At 57.9% G+C, this 19469-nt stretch carries 17 protein-coding genes and 1 pseudogene; 8 read left to right on the top strand and 10 right to left on the bottom strand.

The window, feature by feature from the left end:
* Nucleotides 1-91 precede the first annotated feature (91 nt).
* The 3 genes and pseudogenes from QE435_RS01800 to QE435_RS01790 all read left to right on the top strand — a co-directional run bounded on the left by QE435_RS01800 (nt 92) and on the right by QE435_RS01790 (nt 3802).
* Nucleotides 92-1601 (top strand): annotated as a pseudogene (locus tag QE435_RS01800) (amino acid ABC transporter permease/ATP-binding protein).
* A gap of 18 nt (nt 1602-1619) precedes the next feature.
* The gene (locus tag QE435_RS01795) at nt 1620-2627 is read left to right on the top strand and encodes a Gfo/Idh/MocA family oxidoreductase (protein WP_349040011.1); all 1008 of its coding nucleotides are present in this window, start codon (nt 1620-1622) and stop codon (nt 2625-2627) included.
* Nucleotides 2628-2671: 44 nt separating this feature from the next.
* Entirely contained in the window at nt 2672-3802 is a 1131-nt protein-coding gene (locus tag QE435_RS01790) for an FAD-binding oxidoreductase (RefSeq protein WP_349040010.1), read from the top strand.
* Nucleotides 3803-3921: 119 nt separating this feature from the next.
* Here QE435_RS01790 and QE435_RS01785 read toward each other — a convergent pair whose 3' ends face one another.
* From QE435_RS01785 to QE435_RS01750, 8 genes are all read right to left on the bottom strand, one after another.
* The gene (locus tag QE435_RS01785; protein WP_349040009.1) at nt 3922-4680 is read right to left on the bottom strand and encodes an ATP-binding cassette domain-containing protein; all 759 of its coding nucleotides are present in this window, start codon (nt 4678-4680) and stop codon (nt 3922-3924) included.
* Entirely contained in the window at nt 4677-5618 is a 942-nt protein-coding gene (locus QE435_RS01780; RefSeq protein ID WP_349040008.1) for an iron chelate uptake ABC transporter family permease subunit, read from the bottom strand. Before QE435_RS01780 ends, QE435_RS01785 begins: the two co-directional genes overlap by 4 nt.
* Complete coding sequence (locus QE435_RS01775; protein WP_349040007.1) at nt 5611-6561, bottom strand: iron chelate uptake ABC transporter family permease subunit; 951 nt, start codon at nt 6559-6561, stop codon at nt 5611-5613. Before QE435_RS01775 ends, QE435_RS01780 begins: the two co-directional genes overlap by 8 nt.
* Complete coding sequence (locus tag QE435_RS01770; RefSeq protein WP_349040006.1) at nt 6558-7457, bottom strand: siderophore ABC transporter substrate-binding protein; 900 nt, start codon at nt 7455-7457, stop codon at nt 6558-6560. The genes QE435_RS01775 and QE435_RS01770 overlap by 4 nt, the downstream gene beginning before the upstream one ends.
* A gap of 57 nt (nt 7458-7514) precedes the next feature.
* A complete protein-coding gene (locus tag QE435_RS01765) occupies nt 7515-9758 on the bottom strand; it encodes a TonB-dependent siderophore receptor (protein ID WP_349040005.1) in 2244 nt (747 codons plus the stop codon).
* A gap of 57 nt (nt 9759-9815) precedes the next feature.
* Nucleotides 9816-10103, bottom strand: a complete 288-nt coding sequence (locus QE435_RS01760; RefSeq protein WP_349040004.1) for a DUF2218 domain-containing protein — start codon at nt 10101-10103, stop codon at nt 9816-9818.
* Between the two features lie 338 nt (nt 10104-10441).
* Nucleotides 10442-12478 carry an alpha-glucosidase gene (locus QE435_RS01755; protein ID WP_349040003.1) on the bottom strand — a complete coding sequence of 679 codons (2037 nt, stop codon included), beginning with the start codon at nt 12476-12478 and terminating at the stop codon, nt 10442-10444.
* 42 nt (nt 12479-12520) lie between these two features.
* Nucleotides 12521-13225 carry a GntR family transcriptional regulator gene (locus QE435_RS01750; protein ID WP_349040002.1) on the bottom strand — a complete coding sequence of 235 codons (705 nt, stop codon included), beginning with the start codon at nt 13223-13225 and terminating at the stop codon, nt 12521-12523.
* A gap of 100 nt (nt 13226-13325) precedes the next feature.
* Here QE435_RS01750 and QE435_RS01745 point away from each other — a divergent pair, with 100 nt between their 5' ends.
* The 3 genes from QE435_RS01745 to QE435_RS01735 are packed head-to-tail and all read left to right on the top strand — an operon-like array spanning nt 13326 to nt 15900.
* Nucleotides 13326-14483, top strand: a complete 1158-nt coding sequence (locus tag QE435_RS01745) for an LLM class flavin-dependent oxidoreductase (RefSeq protein ID WP_349040001.1) — start codon at nt 13326-13328, stop codon at nt 14481-14483.
* Nucleotides 14483-15373 (top strand): aldo/keto reductase, encoded by an 891-nt coding sequence (locus QE435_RS01740; protein ID WP_349040000.1) that lies wholly within the window; start codon nt 14483-14485, stop codon nt 15371-15373. The genes QE435_RS01745 and QE435_RS01740 overlap by 1 nt, the downstream gene beginning before the upstream one ends.
* Nucleotides 15373-15900, top strand: coding sequence for a flavin reductase family protein (locus tag QE435_RS01735; protein WP_349039999.1), 528 nt, complete (start codon nt 15373-15375; stop codon nt 15898-15900). Before QE435_RS01740 ends, QE435_RS01735 begins: the two co-directional genes overlap by 1 nt.
* Before the next feature lie 12 nt (nt 15901-15912).
* Here QE435_RS01735 and QE435_RS01730 read toward each other — a convergent pair whose 3' ends face one another.
* Nucleotides 15913-16107, bottom strand: a complete 195-nt coding sequence (locus QE435_RS01730) for a hypothetical protein (protein ID WP_349039998.1) — start codon at nt 16105-16107, stop codon at nt 15913-15915.
* 387 nt (nt 16108-16494) lie between these two features.
* Here QE435_RS01730 and QE435_RS01725 point away from each other — a divergent pair, with 387 nt between their 5' ends.
* Nucleotides 16495-17262: an AAA family ATPase gene (locus tag QE435_RS01725; RefSeq protein ID WP_349039997.1), complete on the top strand. Its 768-nt coding sequence runs from the start codon at nt 16495-16497 to the stop codon at nt 17260-17262.
* An 86-nt stretch (nt 17263-17348) separates the two neighbouring features.
* On the opposite strand, the gene QE435_RS01720 is transcribed toward QE435_RS01725, so the two are convergent.
* The gene (locus QE435_RS01720; RefSeq protein WP_349039996.1) at nt 17349-18104 is read right to left on the bottom strand and encodes a GntR family transcriptional regulator; all 756 of its coding nucleotides are present in this window, start codon (nt 18102-18104) and stop codon (nt 17349-17351) included.
* 159 nt (nt 18105-18263) lie between these two features.
* Between QE435_RS01720 and QE435_RS01715 the strand changes: the two genes are divergently transcribed.
* A complete protein-coding gene (locus QE435_RS01715) occupies nt 18264-19466 on the top strand; it encodes a mandelate racemase/muconate lactonizing enzyme family protein (protein WP_349039995.1) in 1203 nt (400 codons plus the stop codon).
* The last annotated feature ends 3 nt before the right edge of the window (nt 19467-19469 follow it).

Genomic DNA, 19469 nt, shown 5'->3' with positions numbered 1-19469 from the left:
TTGCTCCGCACGCTTTAGGTCCTTCTTCTGTCGCATGTCGTTACCGCAAAACCGGTGGCCACTTTTAGGCGACATGCTCTAGGGATTTCTGATGAACTGGCTTGAAAACCTGCGCCGCAGCTTCCTCGATTGGAACGCCATGGCCGAAGTGCTGCCGACCATGATCACCGTCGGTTTGAAAAACACGCTGATCCTGGCTGCAACCTCAACGGTGCTGGGCGTGATTATTGGCATGGTGCTTGCCATCATGGGCATTTCCCGCTCGCCGTGGCTGCGCATACCCGCTAGGCTCTATACCGACATTTTCCGCGGCTTGCCGGCTATCGGTTACCATCCTGTTGATCGGGCAGGGTTTTGCCCGTATCGGCCGGGAACTTTTCGGTCCATCGCCTTATCCGCTCGGCATCCTTGCTCTCAGCCTGATCGCTGGCGCGTATATCGGCGAAATTTTTCGCTCCGGTATCCAGAGCGTCGATCGTGGCCAGATGGAAGCGTGCCGGGCCTTGTCGATGAGCTACGGGCAGGGCATGCGGCTTATCGTCGTGCCGCAGGGTGTGCGGCGCGTTCTGCCGGCCCTGGTCAACCAGTTCATCGGCAACGTCAAGGATTCGAGCCTTGTCTACTTTCTCGGTCTTCTCGCCTCTGAGCGCGAAATCTTCCGTGTCGGACAGGATCAGGCGGTGGTGACAGGCAATCTTTCTCCGTTGCTGCTGGCCGGCGTCTTCTACCTCATCGTGACCGTACCGCTGACCCATGTGGTCAACGCGATCGATAATCGCCTGCGTCTCGGCAAGCAGCGTCCTTCCACCATTACCAGCGGGCTGGAGGAGGTGAGCGAACTCGACAGCGCGTCCCGCGCCACTGGCACTGCCTTCAAGGGCGGTAGCCTCGACGTGCGCAATCTTGGGATGGCCTATGGCGATCTCGATGTGCTGAAGGGCGTCGATCTTTCGGTGAAGCCGGGCAGCGTCACTTGCATTATCGGTCCCTCTGGCTCTGGCAAATCCACCCTGCTGCGCGGGATCAACCGTCTTGTCGAGCCCAAGAGCGGCGATATTCTCCTCGATGGCGAAAGCATTCTCGGCATGAAGCCGGAAACGTTGCGCCGCCGTGTCGGTATGGTCTTCCAGCACTTCAATCTCTTTCCCGATCACACGGCGCTGGAAAACGTCATGTTGTCGCTGACGAAGATCAAAGGTCTACCCGCAGCGGAAGCAGAGCGTATCGCCAAGGCGAGGCTCGCCGATGTTGGTCTCGCAAGCCGTCAGCACCACCGCCCGGGCGGTCTTTCCGGCGGACAGCAACAACGGGTTGCCATCGCGCGTGCGCTGGCCATGGAGCCTGAAGTCATTCTTTTCGATGAGGTGACGAGCGCGCTCGATCCCGAACTGGTCAAGGGCGTCCTCAATCTGATGGCGGATCTAGGCACGCGAGGCATGACCATGGTTGTCGTGACGCACGAAATGGGATTTGCCCGACGCGTGGCTGATCAGGTTGTCTTCATGGATGAGGGACGTGTGGTAGAGGCTGGGACGCCGGAGGCAATTTTCGACAACCCCCAGAGCCCGCGCCTTCAGCGCTTCCTTGCAGAAGTGCTCTAAGTATCAGGAGAAGAAAAGATGACACGAACAATAAGATGGGGCGTACTCGGCTGCGCAGGTATCGCTGCCAAGGCTGTCATCCCTGCCATTCAATCCAGTCGTCTGGGCCGGGTTGCTGGCATTGCTTCGCGCGACGCCGAAAAGGCCAGCGCGATGGCGGCTCGCTTCGGTATTGGCAAATCGTATGGCAGCTACAAAGACCTGCTCGCCGATCCCGAGATTGATGCGATCTACAACCCGCTGCCCAATCATCTCCACGTCCCGATGACGATCAAGGCTTTGGAGCATGGCAAGCCGGTGCTGTGCGAGAAGCCGATCGCACTCAACGCAGCGCAAGCGATGGAATTGGCGGACGCGCAAAAGAAAGCCAACCTGCCGGTCGCAGAAGCCTTCATGGTTCGTCATCATCCCCAATGGAAGAAGGCGAAGGCAATGGTCGCGGAGGGGCGCCTTGGCGATGTCCGGGCAATCCAGACGATCTTTTCCTATTATCTCGATGACCCCAAGAATGTCCGCAACCAGGCCGATATTGGCGGCGGTGGCCTGTTCGACGTCGGCTGCTACGCCGTAAACACGGCGCGCTTCCTCTTCGACGCCGAGCCGCTCCGGGCCATTGCGCTGATGGAGAACGACCCAATTTTTGGCACGGATCGGTTGACCAGCGGATTGCTGGCGTTTCCGGAAGGGCGGCAGCTTACCTTCACCTGTTCCACACAATTGTCGCTCACGCAGAAGGTAACGATCCTTGGCACACGTGGTCGTCTGGAAATCCCCGTTCCTTTCAACGCACCGGCGGATCAACAGACCATGCTGATCTTTGACGACGGGCGGGATCTCGCAGGCGGTGGTCGCCAGGAGATCGTGATCGGGCCTGTCGATCAGTACCGAGAACAGGCCGATGCTTTTGCCGAAGCGGTGCTCTCCCGCACGCCACTCGAGACAGGGCTCGACGACGCGATCGCCAACATGAAGGCGATCGATGCGCTCTTCCGCTCCGCGACCAGCGGCCGTTGGGAAGACGCTTGACGCGGTTCTCCATCCAAAATCACAATCGAATGAAAGCCTATCCCATGAATGACAACATCATCTCGACAGCCGTCATTATCGGCGCCGGTATCTTTGGTGTTTCCACCGCTGTCCAGCTTGCGCGGCGCGGCATCAATGTGACGATCCTCAATGACGGGCCAGCTGCAAACGGCGCCTCCGGCCGGTCGCTTTCCTGGCTGAATTCGGCGCGCATGCGCTCAGAGCCGTATCACCGGTTGCGCATGGCGGGCATCGATCGCTATCGCACGCTTGCTGCAAAGAATCCCGGCGTAGACTGGCTCCGCTTCGACGGTGGACTGACCTGGGATGCCGATGATGCGCGAAACGAAATCGAGGCCGCCTATCGCCACGAGCTTTCACTTGCCTATGACGCGCAACGGCTTTCAGCGGAGGAGGTTTCCCGCGTCGTGCCCGGTCTCGACACCAGTGCGATTACCCCGCAAGGCGCTATCTTCAACCCCGGTGAAGGCTGGGTCGATCTTCCGACGCTGATCGGTTTGCTCTTGAAGGAGTTTTCAGAGCTTGGCGGCGTTTTGGTAACGGATCAGGGTGCTGCCAAGGTGGTAATCGAAGGTGGGCGCGCAGTCGGGGCGCAAACCGCAAGGGGTGATCTCTATCTGGCGGATGCGGTCGTCCTGGCAACGGGTCCGGCGGTACCGAAAATGGCGGCGGAAAGCGGACAAACCATTGGCGACGATACGCCCATTGCGCTTCTTGTTCAGACTAAGCCGTTGGCACATCCTCTGCGGGCGGTCCTCAACACGCCTCGCGTCGCGGTCCGTCCAGCACCAGGAGGCACCTTTTCGCTCGATGCAGACTGGGCGGCCGATGAGGGTGTGACCGTCGACGCAGACGGCGGCTATCAGATCAATGAGGCTGTGGTTGCCGCATTACTGGCAGAGGCCGCGAAAGTGATGGAGGGAAATCCGCAGCTCGAAGTCGCCTCCATCGGGGTTGGCGGAAAGCCGATCCCGGGCGATGGCGAACCTGTGATCGGAGCGATGAAAGACATTCCCGGCTACTATGTCGCGTTCAGCCACAGCGGCGCGACCCTTGGTCTCATCGTCGGTGAGATGCTGGCCTATGAGGTCGCAAGCGGTGCCGAACATCCGATGTTAGCGACCTTCCGGCCTGAGCGGTTCAAGCCCGTCTGAGCCTTGACAACGTCCTTAAGATAATCAGCCTGCTGCGGTGGCGGTGGGCTTTTTTCTTTGTCTTTCCTATCCGGAACACTCGCACGAAGACCGGGCCGTTGTGAAACGCTGGCAGTGTTTCACTTGAAATGCAGAACGACCGGCGTGCTGTCGATCGTTTCGACGCGCATGTCGAAGCCGTATATTTCGCTGAGCGTCGACGGGTTGATGATATCACCCGGGGCGCCATCGGCCAACACGCAGCCGTTCTTCATGGCGATGATCCTGTCTGCATGGGCTGCCGCCTGGTTGATGTCATGCAGAACGATGACGATGCTCTTGTTGTCTTCATCCGCGAGCGTACGCAAATGCAGCATTAGTTCGCGCGCGAAATACATATCCAGATTGTTCAGCGGCTCATCGAGTAGAATGTAATCCGTCTCCTGCGCGAACGTCATGGCAACCAGCGCGCGTTGCCGTTGCCCGCCCGAGAGCGTGTCGATGAAGCGGTCTGTAAGATCGTCGAGCGCAAAACGGGCGAGGGACTTCGCGACAATGTCCCGATCTCTGTCCGTTAACCGGCCGCGGCTATGGGGGAAACGTCCGAAGCTGACGAGCTCCTTTACCCGTAACCTGCTCGTGACGACTGAATCTTGTCGCAGAATGGCGAGGATTTTTGCCAATTCCCGATCGTTGGTTTCACCCAATCGGTGGCCATCGATAGCGATCTGCCCTGATTGAAGCGGCTGCAGGCGTGCGATCAAAGACAAAAGGGTCGATTTTCCCGCGCCATTCGGACCGATCAGCGCGGTCACGCCGTGTTTGGGGATCGTCAACGAGACATTCTTGAGAATCTCCGCTCCCGAATGGCTGACCGACACGTTTTCGATAGTGATCATTTGCGACTTCCTGCGATGAGAAGCAGAAGAAACACGATGCCGCCGACAAATTCGATCACCACGCTCAATGTCGAACTGTTGCCGAGGCTGTGCTGTAGCAAGGTTTGTCCGCCAACAAGAACGATGACAGCGACGAGGGCGGCGGCAGGCAGCAGTGTCGCGTGCCGCCTGGTGTTGACGAAGCGCTCGGCAAGGGCGACGACCAGCAGGCCGAAAAATGCCACAGGCCCCACCAGAGCCGTGGAGACTGCCACGAGCGCTGCGACCAGAACCAGCAGGGCCGCTGTGGTTTTCGTCCACGAAATACCGAGACCTGTAGCGCTGTCCGGGCCGAGAGCGACGACGTCGAGCACATGTCTCGATCGCCATGCGATGAGAAGAGCGACGACCGTCAAAATCGTTGCTACAGCCAGCAGATCGGTGCGCACGCCGTTGAAATTCGCAAAGCCAGCGGTCTGAGCCACTGCGAATTCATTCGGATCTATCAGCCGGGCAAGCAGCGATTGGAGGCTTCGAAACAGAATGCCTATGACGATCCCGACGAGCAGCATCAAACTCATATCGATCCTGCGCAAGAGCATTGGCAGAAGAATGGCGCTGGCGAAGGCCATCAACAGAATGACCTCTCCGCCGAACTTCAGGTGAGGGGATAGCGACGCGTAGCCGACGCCGCCGAAGACGAAGACGAGCAGCATCTGGCCAAACCCGTAAAGCGCATCGAGCCCCATGATCGACGGGGTTAGTATCCGATTGTTGGTCACGGTCTGGAAGATTACGGTGGAAACGGCGATCGCGACGCTCACCTCGATGAGAGCGATGAGCTTGGTGGCGCGCAGCCCGATGACGAAGCCAATGTTTCCTTTGAGGCCAATCGTCAGATAGGCCATCATGGTGGCCGTGGCGAGTAGAGCCAGGAACAGCAGCTTTCGATCACGCATGTTTCGGCCGATGAATGAGAAGATAGAGAAAGATGAGGGCGCCGACGCATCCCAGCACGGTTCCCACGGGAACTTCATAGGGGAAATTGAGGGTTCTTCCGAGGATGTCGCAGCCTAAAACCAAGGTGGAGCCGAGCATCGCAACAAGTGGCATGGTGCCGCGGAGGTTGTCCCCGACCAGGCGTGAGACGATATTCGGCACGACGAGGCCGACGAAGGGAATGCCGCCGATGATGACGGTACAGAGTGCCGAAATCACGGCAACAATCAATAGCCCCAGCTGGAGCATTCGGGCATAATCGATCCCGAGGCCCACACTCGTGTCTCGACCGAGAGCCATGATCGTCAACCGATCTGCGACAAGCCAGGCGATGACCAGCATGGCGCCGCTGATCCATAACAGCTCGTACCGGCCACGCAGCACGCCGGAGAATTCACCATTGGTCCAGATTGCGAGATACTGAAGAAGGTCTGCCTGCCACGCGACGAATGTCACCGCTGCGCCAATCACGCCACCATAGACGATGCCGAATAGTGGCACGAGGAAGGGTTGCGTCGGCGGCAGGCGATGGGCCGTCATGAGAAACACCGCAGTTCCGGCAAGAGCCGTGGCGGTCGCGACAATGCTCTTCAACAGCAGGCTTGCCGATGGCCATAACAGCGTCACGGCAAGCACGCCAAGCTCGGCACTTTGTGACGTTCCTATCGTGGAAGGTTCGACATAGTTGTTGCGGGCGAGTGTCTGCATGACCAAGCCGGCGAGAGCCAGGCTCGCGCCGACAAGAATGGCCGCCAGCGTTCTCGGCAACCTGCTGACCATCAGAAGTTCAACCGTCCCACTGTCTGAGACGCCGATAAACAGGCTGGTTACCGCTAAGGCGAGGAGAGCGCCTCCACAGATAAGCGTTGTTCGCCACAAAGCCTTTTGGCCCGTATCGATCATTTTGCGGCGTTGAAGGCGTCGGTGATCACCTGAAGAACCTTACCCGTCGACTGAACGCCTCCCGCTGCAATGTAGAATTCGGGAGCGGGGAGATAGATCACCTGTCCCTTTTTCCAGGCCGTCGTCTGAGCAACAAGCTCATTGTCGAGTGTTGCCTTGGCTCCCTGTTCGCCCGATCCGATGGCCGAGGCGCGATCCAGCACCAGGAGCCAATCCGGGTTGGCCTTGTTGATGAACTCAAAAGAGACCGCCTCGCCATGATTGGCTGCCTTGATGTCCGGCACGGCTGCCTCGAGATTCAATGTAGCGTGTACCCAACCGAACCGCGAGCCCGGCCCATAGGCCGTCACCTTCGGTCCGTTGGTCATGACGATCAGAGCTTTTCCCTTGCCTTTGACCGCCTTTTGGGCAGCACGGACACGTTCATCGAGATCTGCCGAAACCTTCTGCGCCTCCTCCTTTTTGCCAAACAGGGCGCCATAGGTCGCCAGACGCTCCTTGGCTTGAGCGACGAGGTCATCTCCCAGCATGGTCATGTCGATTGTCGGCGCGATTGCTGCTGTTTGATCGACCTTGGTTGACGACCGTCCACCGAGAATGATGAGGTCTGGACCAAGAGAACTGAGGGCCTCGAGATCGGGTTCGAAAATGTTTCCGACGATCTCGGCACCCTGCTTCAAAGGCTCAAGCGTTTCGAGGTAAAGTTTTTCCGGGACACCGGCCGGTTTCACGCCGATACTCGCGAGCGTATCGAGCGCAGCCATGTCGAACACGGCCACTCGCTCAGGGCTCTCGGCAATCGACACCATGCCTCTTGCGGTTTGGACCTCCGTTGCTTGCGCGTATGAGACGGAGGAGGTGATGGCCAAGAGAGCCGAGAGTAAGAGCAATTTCATGTGGTTACCTCAAAGACGAGCTGCATGTAGCCGTTATCGGAGAGCAAAGACGAGCGATCAAAAATCGAATGACGCCGAAACCATGAAGGTGCGAGCAGCACCCGCTGCAAGCCATCCACGCGCGGATGAGGCCCAGTAGTTTTCGTTGAGGACGTTTTCAACATTGGCCCGCAGTTCAACAGCTTTGCCGTTCTCGCGCTCAAACTTATATCGCGCGCCAAGATCAACACGTGTCCAGTCATCGACCTTTTGGGTGTTAGCCTGGTTGTAGTAGGTGCTGCCACTGTAGACGAACCGACCGGTTGCGGTCAGTCCTTCGACCCACGGCAAATCATACTCGCCATAGAGACTTATCGATATTTCGGGAACCCCTGGTGCTCTCTTGCCATTGAACGTACCCCCATTGGTGCGCGCTAGTTCCGCGTCCAAAAAGGTCACGCCTCCGAGCAGTCGTACGCCATCTGATGGCTCGCCGTACGCTGTCAACTCGAGACCACGATTGATCTGAAGACCATTCACCCCGAAGACACCGTTGGTCGTGAAGCCGCTTGCTTGTCTAATCTCGAAAAGAGCAGCTGTGAGCATTGTAGAACCGGTGTCGTACTTTAACCCGATCTCTTTTTGCTTGTTTACGAAAGGAGGGAATATTTGACCAGCGTTGCTGGCGGTGGCAGGTGCGATTGCTCCTTCCGTCAAAGCTTCAACGTAGTTTGCGTAGAGAGAAACATTGTCCTGAAGCTTGTACGTGGCAGCAAGGGCGGGACTGAATCTAGCTTCTTGATAAAGATAGTTGCGGAACCCGGCCGGTCCTGCTGCGGGACGTGTGTTGAAGCCTTCTGAGCGCACGTCTTGATAACGTCCTCCGATCGTCAACTCCAATCTGTCGTCGAAGAGCGATGCCGTGTCAGACAGTGACAAGCTTGTGGCCAGCAACTCCGCGAACCTTCCAAGGTTGTTAGAGCGGGAAAGGCCCGATGTATTCACGGAGCCACTCGGGAGGTAGGTCGGGTCATAGATGTTTGTTGTGTAGGTCGGAAAGCCCAGGGCCGATGGGTTAAAATAGCCGCGATTATTTTGATTGAGTGATACGGACAAAGACGCGTTGAGTTTGTGCTCAATCTCTCCCGTTTCGAACTCCGAGCGGATGCCAGTTTCGCCAGAGTATCCGATGATCTCTTGGGGGTTGTAGCCAAATGCAACGCTCGCATCCCCATTAGAATTTAAGATCGTGTAAGACGATGTCAGAAAGTCTTCCCTGTACCTGCTAGCGCCCGCCGCAGCATAGATCGTCGTGTTGTCCAAGACATCATATTCAAGGCGCCCGGCAACCATATTGTAGGAACTGTCGAGATATTCGAACGGGTTTGCCGTGTTGACCCTGCCGTTTGGTGCCCGAGGGATGGCGCTCAATCCAGCTGAAGCGCTGTTGAACAGAGACGTCGGCGAGTCCAGCTTCTGGGTCGAGTGACTGAAATCAAGCGAGGCGCGGACGTCTTCGCCGCGATAATCTATCCCGAGAGATGCCACAGCGATCCGCGTATCATTATGATCGAGCGTGGTCTCACCGCCACGGAAAGAGCCATTGGCACGGATGCCCCACTCATCGCCTTCACCGAAACGGCGGCCGACATCAGCATGGGTCCAGAGTTGTGAATCGCTGCGATATCCCGTCGTCAGCCGCGTCAAAGGCTCATCTCCCGCGCGCTTTGGAATGAGATTGATGGTCCCGCCGACACGGCCGATGCCGCCGTTGACGAAATTGCTCGGTCCTTTCAGCACCTGAACCTGTTCAATCCCCTCGAGGAAATGTCGGCGCGGGTTGGCGATATAGGGAAGCCCGTCATAGAAAATGTCCAGATTGACGACGGGGAAGCCGCGGATCAGGAATGAGTCACGCTCACTGAAGGGAGGCGCATCCGCCCGAACGGAAGGATCATTCAGAGCGATATCTGCAACGGTCCGTGCCTGTTGATCGCGGATCAGTTTGGCCGTGTAAGCCGTAATGCTGAAAGGCGTGTCCTTGACAGGGCGGTTGCCGAGTGCACCGAGCCGCGCTTCGGTCGATACCTGACCACCGCTGAAGGCAGCCGCTGGCTGACCGACTGTCGCCGTTGCCGGCTTGTTGTCACGCGCGCCTCGAATGACGATCGGCTTCAGCACCGTTGGCGTCGACGACGCACTTGTGGAAGGCCTCACGTCTTGTGCCTGGGCCAATGCTGGCTGCAACGCCATAACGGATACGCTGGCGAGTATAGCGAAGCCGTAGCTGTTCACCCCAAAACTATCTTTAAGAACCGACATGTTTCCCCTAGTCCCCTCATCAAAATCTTTATCTACTTGTCGCTGACGCCGCCGACGTCAGGCGAGCGGTCGCCACTCAAACGCGAGCGACTCCTTGAACGCGAAGCGCTCGATGTGACGCTGGACAACATCTTGGAGAACCGAGAGATCTTCGCTTTTGTGCGCGACGACCTCTATGATGAGCGAGGTGTCATTCGCGCTCAGCTGCGCATCACCGAGCGGCAAAGCGATTTTCGATGAAAGGGGCGTGAATTCGGTCTCGAATTTGTGTGCCCAATGCTTCGCTAATTGCTGCAGATAACGGCTCGCGTGCTGGGTCGTGACTTCAACTCTACTTGTAGACAAGATGCGTACTCCTTGAGAGCGCCGTGCCGCACTGTCCCGAAGAGCAACAACGAACGCATGTCCGCAATCTCAAAGATGAGTAATAGAGTCAACTCTTAATGTGTACTACAGGTCGAATATCCCCCACGGGATAATGACTCCCGCAATGGATTAAAATCTATGGTGGTAATGGGGGATGCAATGCGTATTCACTCACCCACTTCAGCATGATTTGTGCTTGATCGCGGCAGGGCACATTTGAACACTGCCGTCGATTGAAAAGGTCTCTGGCGATGAAACGCGAGTGGCGAGCTCCGCTCATATAGGACCAGGCCCTATGACATTGCGACGTCCTGCGTTCAGATCTGCTGCAGGCTGGCAAACAGGTCGGCGTTTTGGGAGCCCTTGCGATAGAAAACAGGTGGTTGGCCCAGTGGTGCGTCGACCGTCACCTCCTGACCGCCGTCATACCTCGAGCCGGTCCAGATATGCAGCCACTCGGTATTGCGTGGCAGGTAGACCGTGCGCTCGCTCTGCCCCGCTTGCCAGACGGGCGCGACGAGAAGGTCTTCTCCATAGAGATAGGCGTCTTGAATGTCGTAGGTTTTGCGGTCGTCCTCATGGTGCAGAAAAAGCGGACGTTGGACGGGCAGGCCGGTTTCGGCCGCTTGCCTGGAAAGACTCTTCAGGTAGGGGGCGAGGCGTACATAGATGGCCGTCATGCGGGCAAAGTGAGCGAGCACCGTTTCGTCCTGGTCGATCTGTAGATTGTCGCGCGGGCGGTTGCCTTCGTGGGTGCGCATGACCGGGGTGAAGGCGGCCATCTCGGCCCAGCGCATCAATAGTTCTGGCGTGCGGACGTTGCCGAAGAGGCTGGTATAGCCGCCGATATCGGAGTGGTGATAGGCATTGCCGAGCAGGCCGGAGGAAAGCGCGCCGCACATGACCGTAACGAGGCCGTCATGCCTGGTGAAATCCACCGACTGGTCTCCGCCCCACAGCAACGGGCAATGCGCCTGGACCCCGGTGAAACCTGCGCGCATGAAGAACAATGCATCGCCCGTCTTGCCGCGACTTGCGACAGCCTTTGCGTTGACCTCTGCCCAGATCGTCGGCCAGGCATTGTGCATCAGCTTGGCATCGACGCCGTTGGAAAGATGAATGTCGATTGGCAGGTATTCGCCGAAATCCGCCATCCAGCCGGAGAGGCCGTAATCAAGCATGTTCTGGCCGATGATGGTTTCCGCAAACCAGTCCATCGCCTCCCGGTTGGTAAAATCCACCACACCACAATCGAATTCGCCGAAATCGACAAGTGCGGTTTCGCCGGCGTCGTTCTTGGCAAAATAACCCTTCGCCTCCGCTTCTGGAAAGAATGAGCCATCAACGCAGAGATAGGGGTTCACATACCCTAAGAAACGGATGTCGTTATCGGCAAGCTCAGCAATTTTCTGTCGAAGTGCCGGATAGCGTTCCTCGTTCGCCTTCCAGTCCCAAAAGAGCCGCGCGCCGAAAGAGGTGTGGCGCAGGCCCACCCAGTCTTCGCACCACAGCCCGGAGACCTTCACGCCGGCCGCGTGGATTTTCTCGAGCCTGTCAAAAGACTGCTCGCCATCCTTCAGACCGATGATCGCGCCATTATAGATCCAGTTCGGTAGTTCCGGCTGACGACCGAAGCGAAGCGAAAGTTGTCCTACGAGTGCTTTGAAACTATCCGCTGCAAAGAATTCCAGACGGTCCGGCACCGCCCAGGCCTCGATCTCGTGATAGCCCTCCCGGCGGAAGTCAAAGACGGAATAGGCAGTCGTTTCCACATGCAGCGCGTAGCGACGCGAGGAGACATAGGTCGGCTGTGGGTAGTTGGTGTGATAGTAGTCGCCGCCCGCCTTGCTCGTCACATCGGCCTTGAAAGTCAGTTCCGTCGTCTTGTCGCGGCCGACACCCGGTTCCGATGTCCAGAGCGGAAACTTGCGCCCGCGCATGTTGAAGTAGGACATCTGCTCGCCGCCGCCCCAGACGCATTCATCCTTTTCGGCGACCACGCGCAGCCAGAAGCGGTTAAGCGACGGGTCGAGCGCTTCGATCCCGACGCTGTCGTTTACGATGCTTAACCGAAGCCTCGGCGGCTGGCCGCTCGCAGTGGACAACGCGATGCGATCTCCTTCGAACTCTACGTGAGTGAGCGCTACGCGCTCCACCACGTAATCTTCGATATCGAAATTGCCGCGATACATATCCATGCGCTCTTCGCCCTTGCCGACGAAGACGCATGGAGCGTCCACCGAGTGGCGGAGAACTGTGGTTGCGTTGATGGCCAGTTCGAAGCCGTCGGCTGTCTTTTGGAAATGCATGCTAACTCTCTCTTCGTGAAGCGCCGATCTGCTTGAAACGTCCATCGCGGGTGGTGGCGATCGCTGTGCGCGCTGAATCTTGGCTCACTATCGCAACCGGCTGACATATCGAGCAATGGTATGGTCGTACCATGTGTGCGATACCTCGGCCTTTTGTCCGTCATGGGAGTGGCTGATGCGCAGCACGTGGGGGAGGGGATCACCGGCGGCGGGGCGAAAAGCGGCTGGTTTCCAGTCCGGAACATGGCCGAGGTCGATATAGTCTTCTGCCTTGGCGATCCATAGATTCAGTTGCGTGCGGTAGTAGAGGTAGAGCGACTCGGACAAGTCTTCCGCCACGATCGAATCGACGTAAGAGCCATCGAGCCATATCTCTTCGATGGCGGCGACCTTGCCCCCGATCCGACGCAGGCGGCGAATGCGGTGACCCTCGGGGGAGGTGCCAAAGGAGGGGAGGGTCGGATCTTTCGTCTCACGATGGACGCTCAAAACCTCCGCCGTTGGCAGGCCGCCACCTTCGATTAGCTCCAACCGGAACAGAGCGTAGACACTCTGCGGATCGTTGATGGCGCGGATATAGTTGCCCGATCCCTGAATGCGCTCCAGCAGCCCACGGCTTTCCAGTTCAGCCAGCGTTTTGCGCAGCGTACCGACAGCAATGCCGAGATCTTTTGCCATGTCTCTCTCGGGAGGCAGTTTCTCGCCATCGATCAAGCGGCCCGCCGCAACATCGCGCACTACTGTCTCCACGATCTGCAGATACACGGGCAGACTTCCCTTGGAGCTTCTCATTTTTAGCGCCATTCCTCCGCCGCATAAAATTGATACACTATTGATTTACATTATCGCGGCTGGTAGTCAAATAGGCATAGGATGCTTTGGGAGGATTTTCATGACCGTTGTGCCTGTAACCTCAGCTGACCTTGATGCTGCCGAGGTGTCCTGGTTTTCGGCTCTCTGCTCCGATGACTATGCGTTTCTCGGCGTGCCGGATGGCAGCCTGCGCTCCAGCTGGGATCATTGCTCCTCCATCGTCAAAAAGGCTGAAGAGCTTGGCTTTCGCAACATTCTTTGCCCCTCCTCCTATCAGGTCGGCCAGGATACGCTGAGTTTCGTTGCCGGATGCGCGCCGATAACCCAGGATATCAACTTCCTTGCTGCCATCCGCTGCGGCGAGATGCAGCCCATCATGCTGGCGCGTACCGTCGCGACGCTTGATCATATGCTGAAAGGCCGCTTGACGCTGAACGTCATCAGTTCGGATTTTCCAGGTGAGGTCGCTGACAGTGCCTATCGTTACAAGCGCAGCCACGAGGTGGTGGACATCCTGCGTCAGGCCTGGACGCGTGATGAAATCAATCATGACGGCGAAATCTACCAGTTCAAGAATGTCACGACCGAACCCGCGCGCCCCTATCAGCGGAATGGTGGGCCGTTGCTCTATTTCGGCGGCTATTCGCCGGATGCGCTGGAGCTCTGTGGTGCCCAATGCGACGTTTATCTGATGTGGCCCGAGGTCAAGGAGCAACTGGCCGAGCGCATGCGCGCGGTGCATGCGCGTGCCGAAGCCCGTGGCCGCACACTCGATTACGGTCTGCGCGTGCATATGATCGTCCGCGACACGGAAGCCGAAGCGCATGAATATGCCGACCACCTGGTCTCGAAGCTCGATGACGACTATGGACGTGAGATTCGTGCCCGAGCACATGATAGCATCTCGCTCGGCGTCGCCCATCAGGCAAAGGCCCGCGAACAGGCCGACCAGTTCGGCTATACCGAGCCGCATCTTTGGACCGGTGTCGGGCGTGCGCGTTCGGGCTGCGGTGCGGCGCTTGTGGGCTCCACCGATCAGGTCCTGACGAAGCTTGAGGACTATCAGAAGATGGGTATTCGCGCCTTCATCTTCTCCGGCTATCCGCATCTTGACGAGGCCGGGCACTTCGGCCGTAAGGTTTTGCCTGAGATGAAGACCTGCTCGCTGCCGCATGCGCATGGGCGGGTTCCGGCAGAAACCCCTGCAACACCTCTTGGCAATGGAGAGCGCCACTAATGCAACGCATCGATATCACATCCGGGCTTTCCTTCAGCCGCATCGTTTACGGCATGTGGCGGATCGGCGAAGACGCCGACACATCGCCGCGCCATGTGCAGGCGAAGATCGAGGCGTGCCTCGAACAGGACATCACCACCATAGACCAGGCCGATATTTATGGCGGCTACACGGCGGAATCCATCCTCGGCAATGCCCTTCGACAGGCGCCGTCGCTGCGCGACAGAATTGAGATCGTCACAAAATGCGGCATCGTTGCTCCCGTTGGTCGCCATTCGGCTGCCCGCGTCAAGCATTACGACACGAGCGCAAAGCATATCAACGCGTCCGTCGAAGCCTCGTTGCGTGACATGAATACGGACCGTATCGATCTCCTTCTTATCCACCGTCCCGACCCGATGCTGGATCCGGAAGAGACTGGCGAAACGCTGGATGCGTTAGTGGCATCCGGCAAGGTCAGAAGTGTCGGCGTATCGAATTTCCGTCCCTGGGATTTTTCACTGCTGCAATCCAACATGACGGAAGAGCTGTTGACCAACCAGATCGAAATCAGCCTTGCCGCAACCTCTGCCTTCACCAATGGCGATCTCGCCTATCTGCAGGAGCGCGCCCTTCCGGTGATGGCCTGGTCTCCGCTCGGCGGGGGATCACTAATGGGGAAGGAAGGCCCGCTTTCCGATGCACTGGAGCGGATCGCTAGGGAGAATGATGTCGATGCGGCAGCTGTTGCCGTCGCCTGGCTTCTGGCACACCCGGCGAAGATCCTGCCGGTGATGGGAACCAACAATCTGGCGCGTATCGCCACCATTTCCAGTGCCGAGACGGTCGAGATGGATCGGCAGACATGGTTTGAGCTTTACACGCTGGCAAATGGTCGTGAGGTGCCCTGATGACATCGACGAGCAGCGTGAACATGCAGAAGGAACATCGCTTCATTCCTGACGCGACGACATCGCGGAGCTTCCGCAATGCGCTCGGAAATTTTCCGACAGGCGTGACTGTTGTCACAGCAACCACGCCAAGCGGCCCCACAGGCATGACGGTCAACAGCTTCTCATCCGTCTCGCTTGACCCGCCGCTGGTGCTCTGGTCTCCAGCAAAGACCTCTACTCGCCATGACGTCTTCATCGGCGTTACAAATTTCGCTATCCATGTTCTGGACGCCGAACAGGACACGCTTTGCTCGCGCTTCACACGCGGCGGGCGTGGCTTTGAGGAACTGGACTGGGAGCGAAATGCGGAAGGCGTTCCGATCATTCCGGGGACGCTCAGCCGCTTCGAATGCGCACAAGCTTCGGTTCATGACGCAGGCGACCATTCGATCATTATCGGACGCGTCCTCCGCGCAGCCCACCGCGAAGGCGATCCTTTGTGCTTCGCCCGAGGCGCCTTTGGACGCTTCACTGTGAACGCGTGATGCAGTCAGCGCTTAGCCGTTAAACAGCGCCAAGACTGCCGAGATCACCGTCGCGCCGCCAATCGGCGCGACGAGCGCCAACACGGCGTTGAAGACCAACACCCAGATCAGCACCTTCTGCTCGCGCTCGGAAAGCTGCCGATACTCCGGCTTGCGTTGCGGCGGTTCGGGTTGCTGTCGATAGTAGCCTTGCAGATCACGATACATGCCGTTTTCCTCGCGTGGGTCCGGACAAGTATACTCTCAAGAGTGTCTTTTGGATCATGCAATTTGCAAAGCCCCCTATCACCACCGATCGATCATTCGATCTCCTGCGTGTCAGGGTGGGCAACGAGGAGCAGGCGACCCTATCTGCCCTTCTCGAAGAAATGCTGGCACTACAGGGAAGATCAACGTCTTAACCGCGACGATAAGCTTTCATTGCGGCGATTTTCCACAACCCGCTTGGCAAAGAGGGCGGAAGTCTCCATTCAAGAGGAACCTTGATAGATGGCCGTGTCGAGCGTGGGTCCAGCCATGGCGTTTCGGCCCTGATTGCTCGAGATGCACCGGTCGTTCAGAGTTGAAAAACCGACCAATACCGCCCAAGATAAGATGATGCGCAAGACCCGACTGACCAATCTTCCCGCGCCTTATCTCAAGCGTCTCTCGGTCAAGGATGACGCAACGCTGGGCGATCAGTATCCATTCAATCTGCCTTGGTTCGACAAGGACTTCGTCCTTGATTTCGGCACGCCATTGACGATCATCGTGGGCGAAAACGGGACGGGAAAGTCTACTCTCATTGAAGCGGTGGCCGCCTTGTGTGGCTTTGACGAGGCCGGCGGGGGCAAGGGGTACATGCCTGTCGATCATTCCCGGGCGGTCGATCGCAGCGGCGCGTTGCTTGGCGCTGCACTCCGAGCGGCATGGTTGCCAAAGGTGACAACCGGCTGGTTCTTCCGCGCTGAATCCTTTTTTTCGGTGGCGCGCTACCTCGATGAAGCCGCGCGCGACGCCTATGCTGCGCCTCCAGACTTTTTGTCCTGGAGCCATGGCGAGGGCTTCGTCCGTTTCTTTGAAGAGCGGATGTCGAGGCAGGGATTGTATCTTCTGGATGAGCCCGAAAGCGCGCTGTCTCCCAATCGCCAGCTGGAATTGCTGCGGCTGCTTCACCGCGTTCAGCAATCAGCCAGCGCCCAGATTATCATGGCCACCCATTCCCCGATCCTAATGGCGGTTCCGGGCGCGCGACTTCTGGAGATCACGCGTGGCGGCCTCGTGGAGACGAGGCTGGAAGAGACGCGACACTTCAAGCTCTATCGTGACTTCGCAAGCGATCCGGGCGACTTCATCCAGCGGGCGTTGAGTGAGGAAATCTAAGGCCGAAGTCATGGACAGCTAGTGTCCTAACATTATCTGGCGCCCATGTTAGATCCTGGCGAATGTGGCTTGCCGCGACATCTTCATCAGGTCTTGAAGATCGGCTCGATGCTGCAATCCAGAAGCCGTGGATCAATGCCCGCCTCCATCTCCACGAACATGGAGTCGACAAAGCCGATCAACGTGTCGGTGGCGCCAAGTGCCGTCTCAAGATGCCTGTTGGCAACGGCGTTCAACACCGACAGATGACAGTCGACTGTAGTCGAAAGGTCGGCCTTTCCGGCCGTGACCGTGTGATGGATGAAACCGATGCGGCGGTAGATCGTGTGCAGCGGTCGCAACGTGTGCTCCAGAAACGGTTCACTCGCAGCAGCGAGCAAAAGCTGATCGATCCTACGATCAAGTACATTGAAATCGGTGAGCGTCATATCATTCCGGCGTTCGCGCAGAACATGTTCGATATGCAGCATCTGGTTGCGGTGGGACAGACTGGCACGGTCGATCGCCAGGCGCACGACGAAGCGCTCCATGTCGCGGCGCAGCTTTAGAAGCAGGCGTTCCCGCGCGAGATCAATCGGCGTCACCTTTAGACCATGACGCGGCAGAACCGTCAGCAGCGTATCGGTTGCCAATCGGCTGACCGCGTTGTGAACGGGCGTTCGTCCAAGACCTGTCGCGTTTTGCAACTCTTGCAAAGTCAGTTGCTGACCGGGCTTCAGTTCGCAATTGATCAGTAATTCCTCGATCTTTTCATAGGCCAGCTCAAAGAAATTGATCCTGTTGGCGCGCTTCGGCTTGACATCTTTCGTGACGAGCGTGGGCTTTGCCTGCTTGCGTACCATCTTTCCCTATTTCCAACCGGAGCAAAACGTTATGCCGGTTTATACCTAAAACATGTTGTGATATTTTACCACCAAGGATACGACTGCTGGCTGGAGGCGGCTTGGAGGGTTGCCACCATCATGCTGATGATCGTGGAACGACGTCGCCGGGAGGAGTACATGAAGATTACGTCTATCGAGACATTAAGAACGGAAGAGTTTGCGAACGTTCTTTGGGTCCGCGTTCACACCGATGCCGGACCGATTGGTCTCGGGGAGACCTTCTACGGCGCAGGTTCGGTCGAGGCTCATATTCATGACGTGCTTGCGAGCCGACTGTTAGGGTGTGATCCACTGCGGATTGAGGCGCACGCGCGTGAAATGGTCAACCTGCCGATGGCGCAGGCGTCTACCGGCGCGGAATACCGCGCGGCCTCGGCGATCGACCTTGCTCTATGGGATATTTTCGGGAAGGTGTGCGACCAGCCGGTCCATCAGATGCTGGGCGGTCTGTGCCACGATCGCATCCCTGTCTACAATACCTGCGCGGGTTACGGCTATGTTCGTTCCAACAAGATCAGGCCAGTCGATACCTGGAACTTCCGCGACGATGCGGAAGGCCCCTACGAGGATCTAAAAGGCTTCATGACCGACGCGGGGGCGCTCGCCGAAAATCTGCTGGAGCAAGGTATTTCGGCGATGAAGATCTGGCCTTTCGATCCAGCCGCGATCGAGAATGACGGTCGCTATATCACCGCTGAGCAGTTCCGCGCCGCCATCAAACCTTTCGAGCAAATCCGCAAGCAGGTGGGCGATCAGATGCGGATTATGGTGGAGTTTCACAGCCTGTGGAACCTGCCGACCATCAAGAGGATCGCTCGCGAGTTGGAAGCATTCGACCCGACGTGGTACGAAGACCCGATCCGGATGAACTCCGTCTCGGCGCTTTCGGAGCTTGCTGCCTCGACGAGCGTTCCTATCTGCGCCTCCGAAACGCTCGGCTCGCGCTTCCCCTATAAGGACATGCTGGAATCTGGCGCCATCGGCATCGTCATGACCGATCTGGTCTGGACCGGCGGGTTGACCGAAGGCCGCAAGATTGCGGCGCTGGCGGATACCTATCACCGGCCCTATGCCCCGCATGACTGTACAGGTCCGGTTGCCTATGCCGCTGCCGTCCATTCATCTTTCTCCCAGACCAACACGATGATTCAGGAATCGGTCCGGGCTTTTTACACAGGCTGGTATAAAGAGCTTGTCACCCACGTCCCGGTGATCGAAAACGGGTTCATCTTGCCCATGGATGGGCCAGGCCTCGGCACTGAATTGCTGCCGCAGGTTTTTGAACGGTCGGACCTGACGGTTCGCCGTAGCATGCTTTGAGGG

It is taken from the genome of Agrobacterium sp. SORGH_AS 787, assembly GCF_030819035.1.
In the GTDB taxonomy this organism is placed as follows: Bacteria; Pseudomonadota; Alphaproteobacteria; order Rhizobiales; family Rhizobiaceae; genus Agrobacterium; species Agrobacterium larrymoorei_B.
Note: the sequence above shows the minus strand (reverse complement) of the source record. Positions and strands in the feature narration are given on the sequence as shown.

Excerpts from the sequence above, each read along its gene's own strand:
- QE435_RS01795 (WP_349040011.1), top strand. The coding sequence starts at position 1,620 with ATGACACGAACAATAAGATGGGGCGTACTCGGCTGCGCAGGTATCGCT.
- QE435_RS01790 (WP_349040010.1), top strand. The coding sequence starts at position 2,672 with ATGAATGACAACATCATCTCGACAGCCGTCATTATCGGCGCCGGTATC.
- QE435_RS01785 (WP_349040009.1), bottom strand. The coding sequence starts at position 4,680 with ATGATCACTATCGAAAACGTGTCGGTCAGCCATTCGGGAGCGGAGATT.
- QE435_RS01780 (WP_349040008.1), bottom strand. The coding sequence starts at position 5,618 with ATGCGTGATCGAAAGCTGCTGTTCCTGGCTCTACTCGCCACGGCCACC.
- QE435_RS01775 (WP_349040007.1), bottom strand. The coding sequence starts at position 6,561 with ATGATCGATACGGGCCAAAAGGCTTTGTGGCGAACAACGCTTATCTGT.
- QE435_RS01770 (WP_349040006.1), bottom strand. The coding sequence starts at position 7,457 with ATGAAATTGCTCTTACTCTCGGCTCTCTTGGCCATCACCTCCTCCGTC.
- QE435_RS01765 (WP_349040005.1), bottom strand. The coding sequence starts at position 9,758 with ATGTCGGTTCTTAAAGATAGTTTTGGGGTGAACAGCTACGGCTTCGCT.
- QE435_RS01755 (WP_349040003.1), bottom strand. The coding sequence starts at position 12,478 with ATGGACGTTTCAAGCAGATCGGCGCTTCACGAAGAGAGAGTTAGCATG.
- QE435_RS01750 (WP_349040002.1), bottom strand. The coding sequence starts at position 13,225 with ATGAGAAGCTCCAAGGGAAGTCTGCCCGTGTATCTGCAGATCGTGGAG.
- QE435_RS01745 (WP_349040001.1), top strand. The coding sequence starts at position 13,326 with ATGACCGTTGTGCCTGTAACCTCAGCTGACCTTGATGCTGCCGAGGTG.
- QE435_RS01740 (WP_349040000.1), top strand. The coding sequence starts at position 14,483 with ATGCAACGCATCGATATCACATCCGGGCTTTCCTTCAGCCGCATCGTT.
- QE435_RS01735 (WP_349039999.1), top strand. The coding sequence starts at position 15,373 with ATGACATCGACGAGCAGCGTGAACATGCAGAAGGAACATCGCTTCATT.
- QE435_RS01730 (WP_349039998.1), bottom strand. The coding sequence starts at position 16,107 with ATGTATCGTGATCTGCAAGGCTACTATCGACAGCAACCCGAACCGCCG.
- QE435_RS01725 (WP_349039997.1), top strand. The coding sequence starts at position 16,495 with ATGATGCGCAAGACCCGACTGACCAATCTTCCCGCGCCTTATCTCAAG.
- QE435_RS01720 (WP_349039996.1), bottom strand. The coding sequence starts at position 18,104 with ATGGTACGCAAGCAGGCAAAGCCCACGCTCGTCACGAAAGATGTCAAG.
- QE435_RS01715 (WP_349039995.1), top strand. The coding sequence starts at position 18,264 with ATGAAGATTACGTCTATCGAGACATTAAGAACGGAAGAGTTTGCGAAC.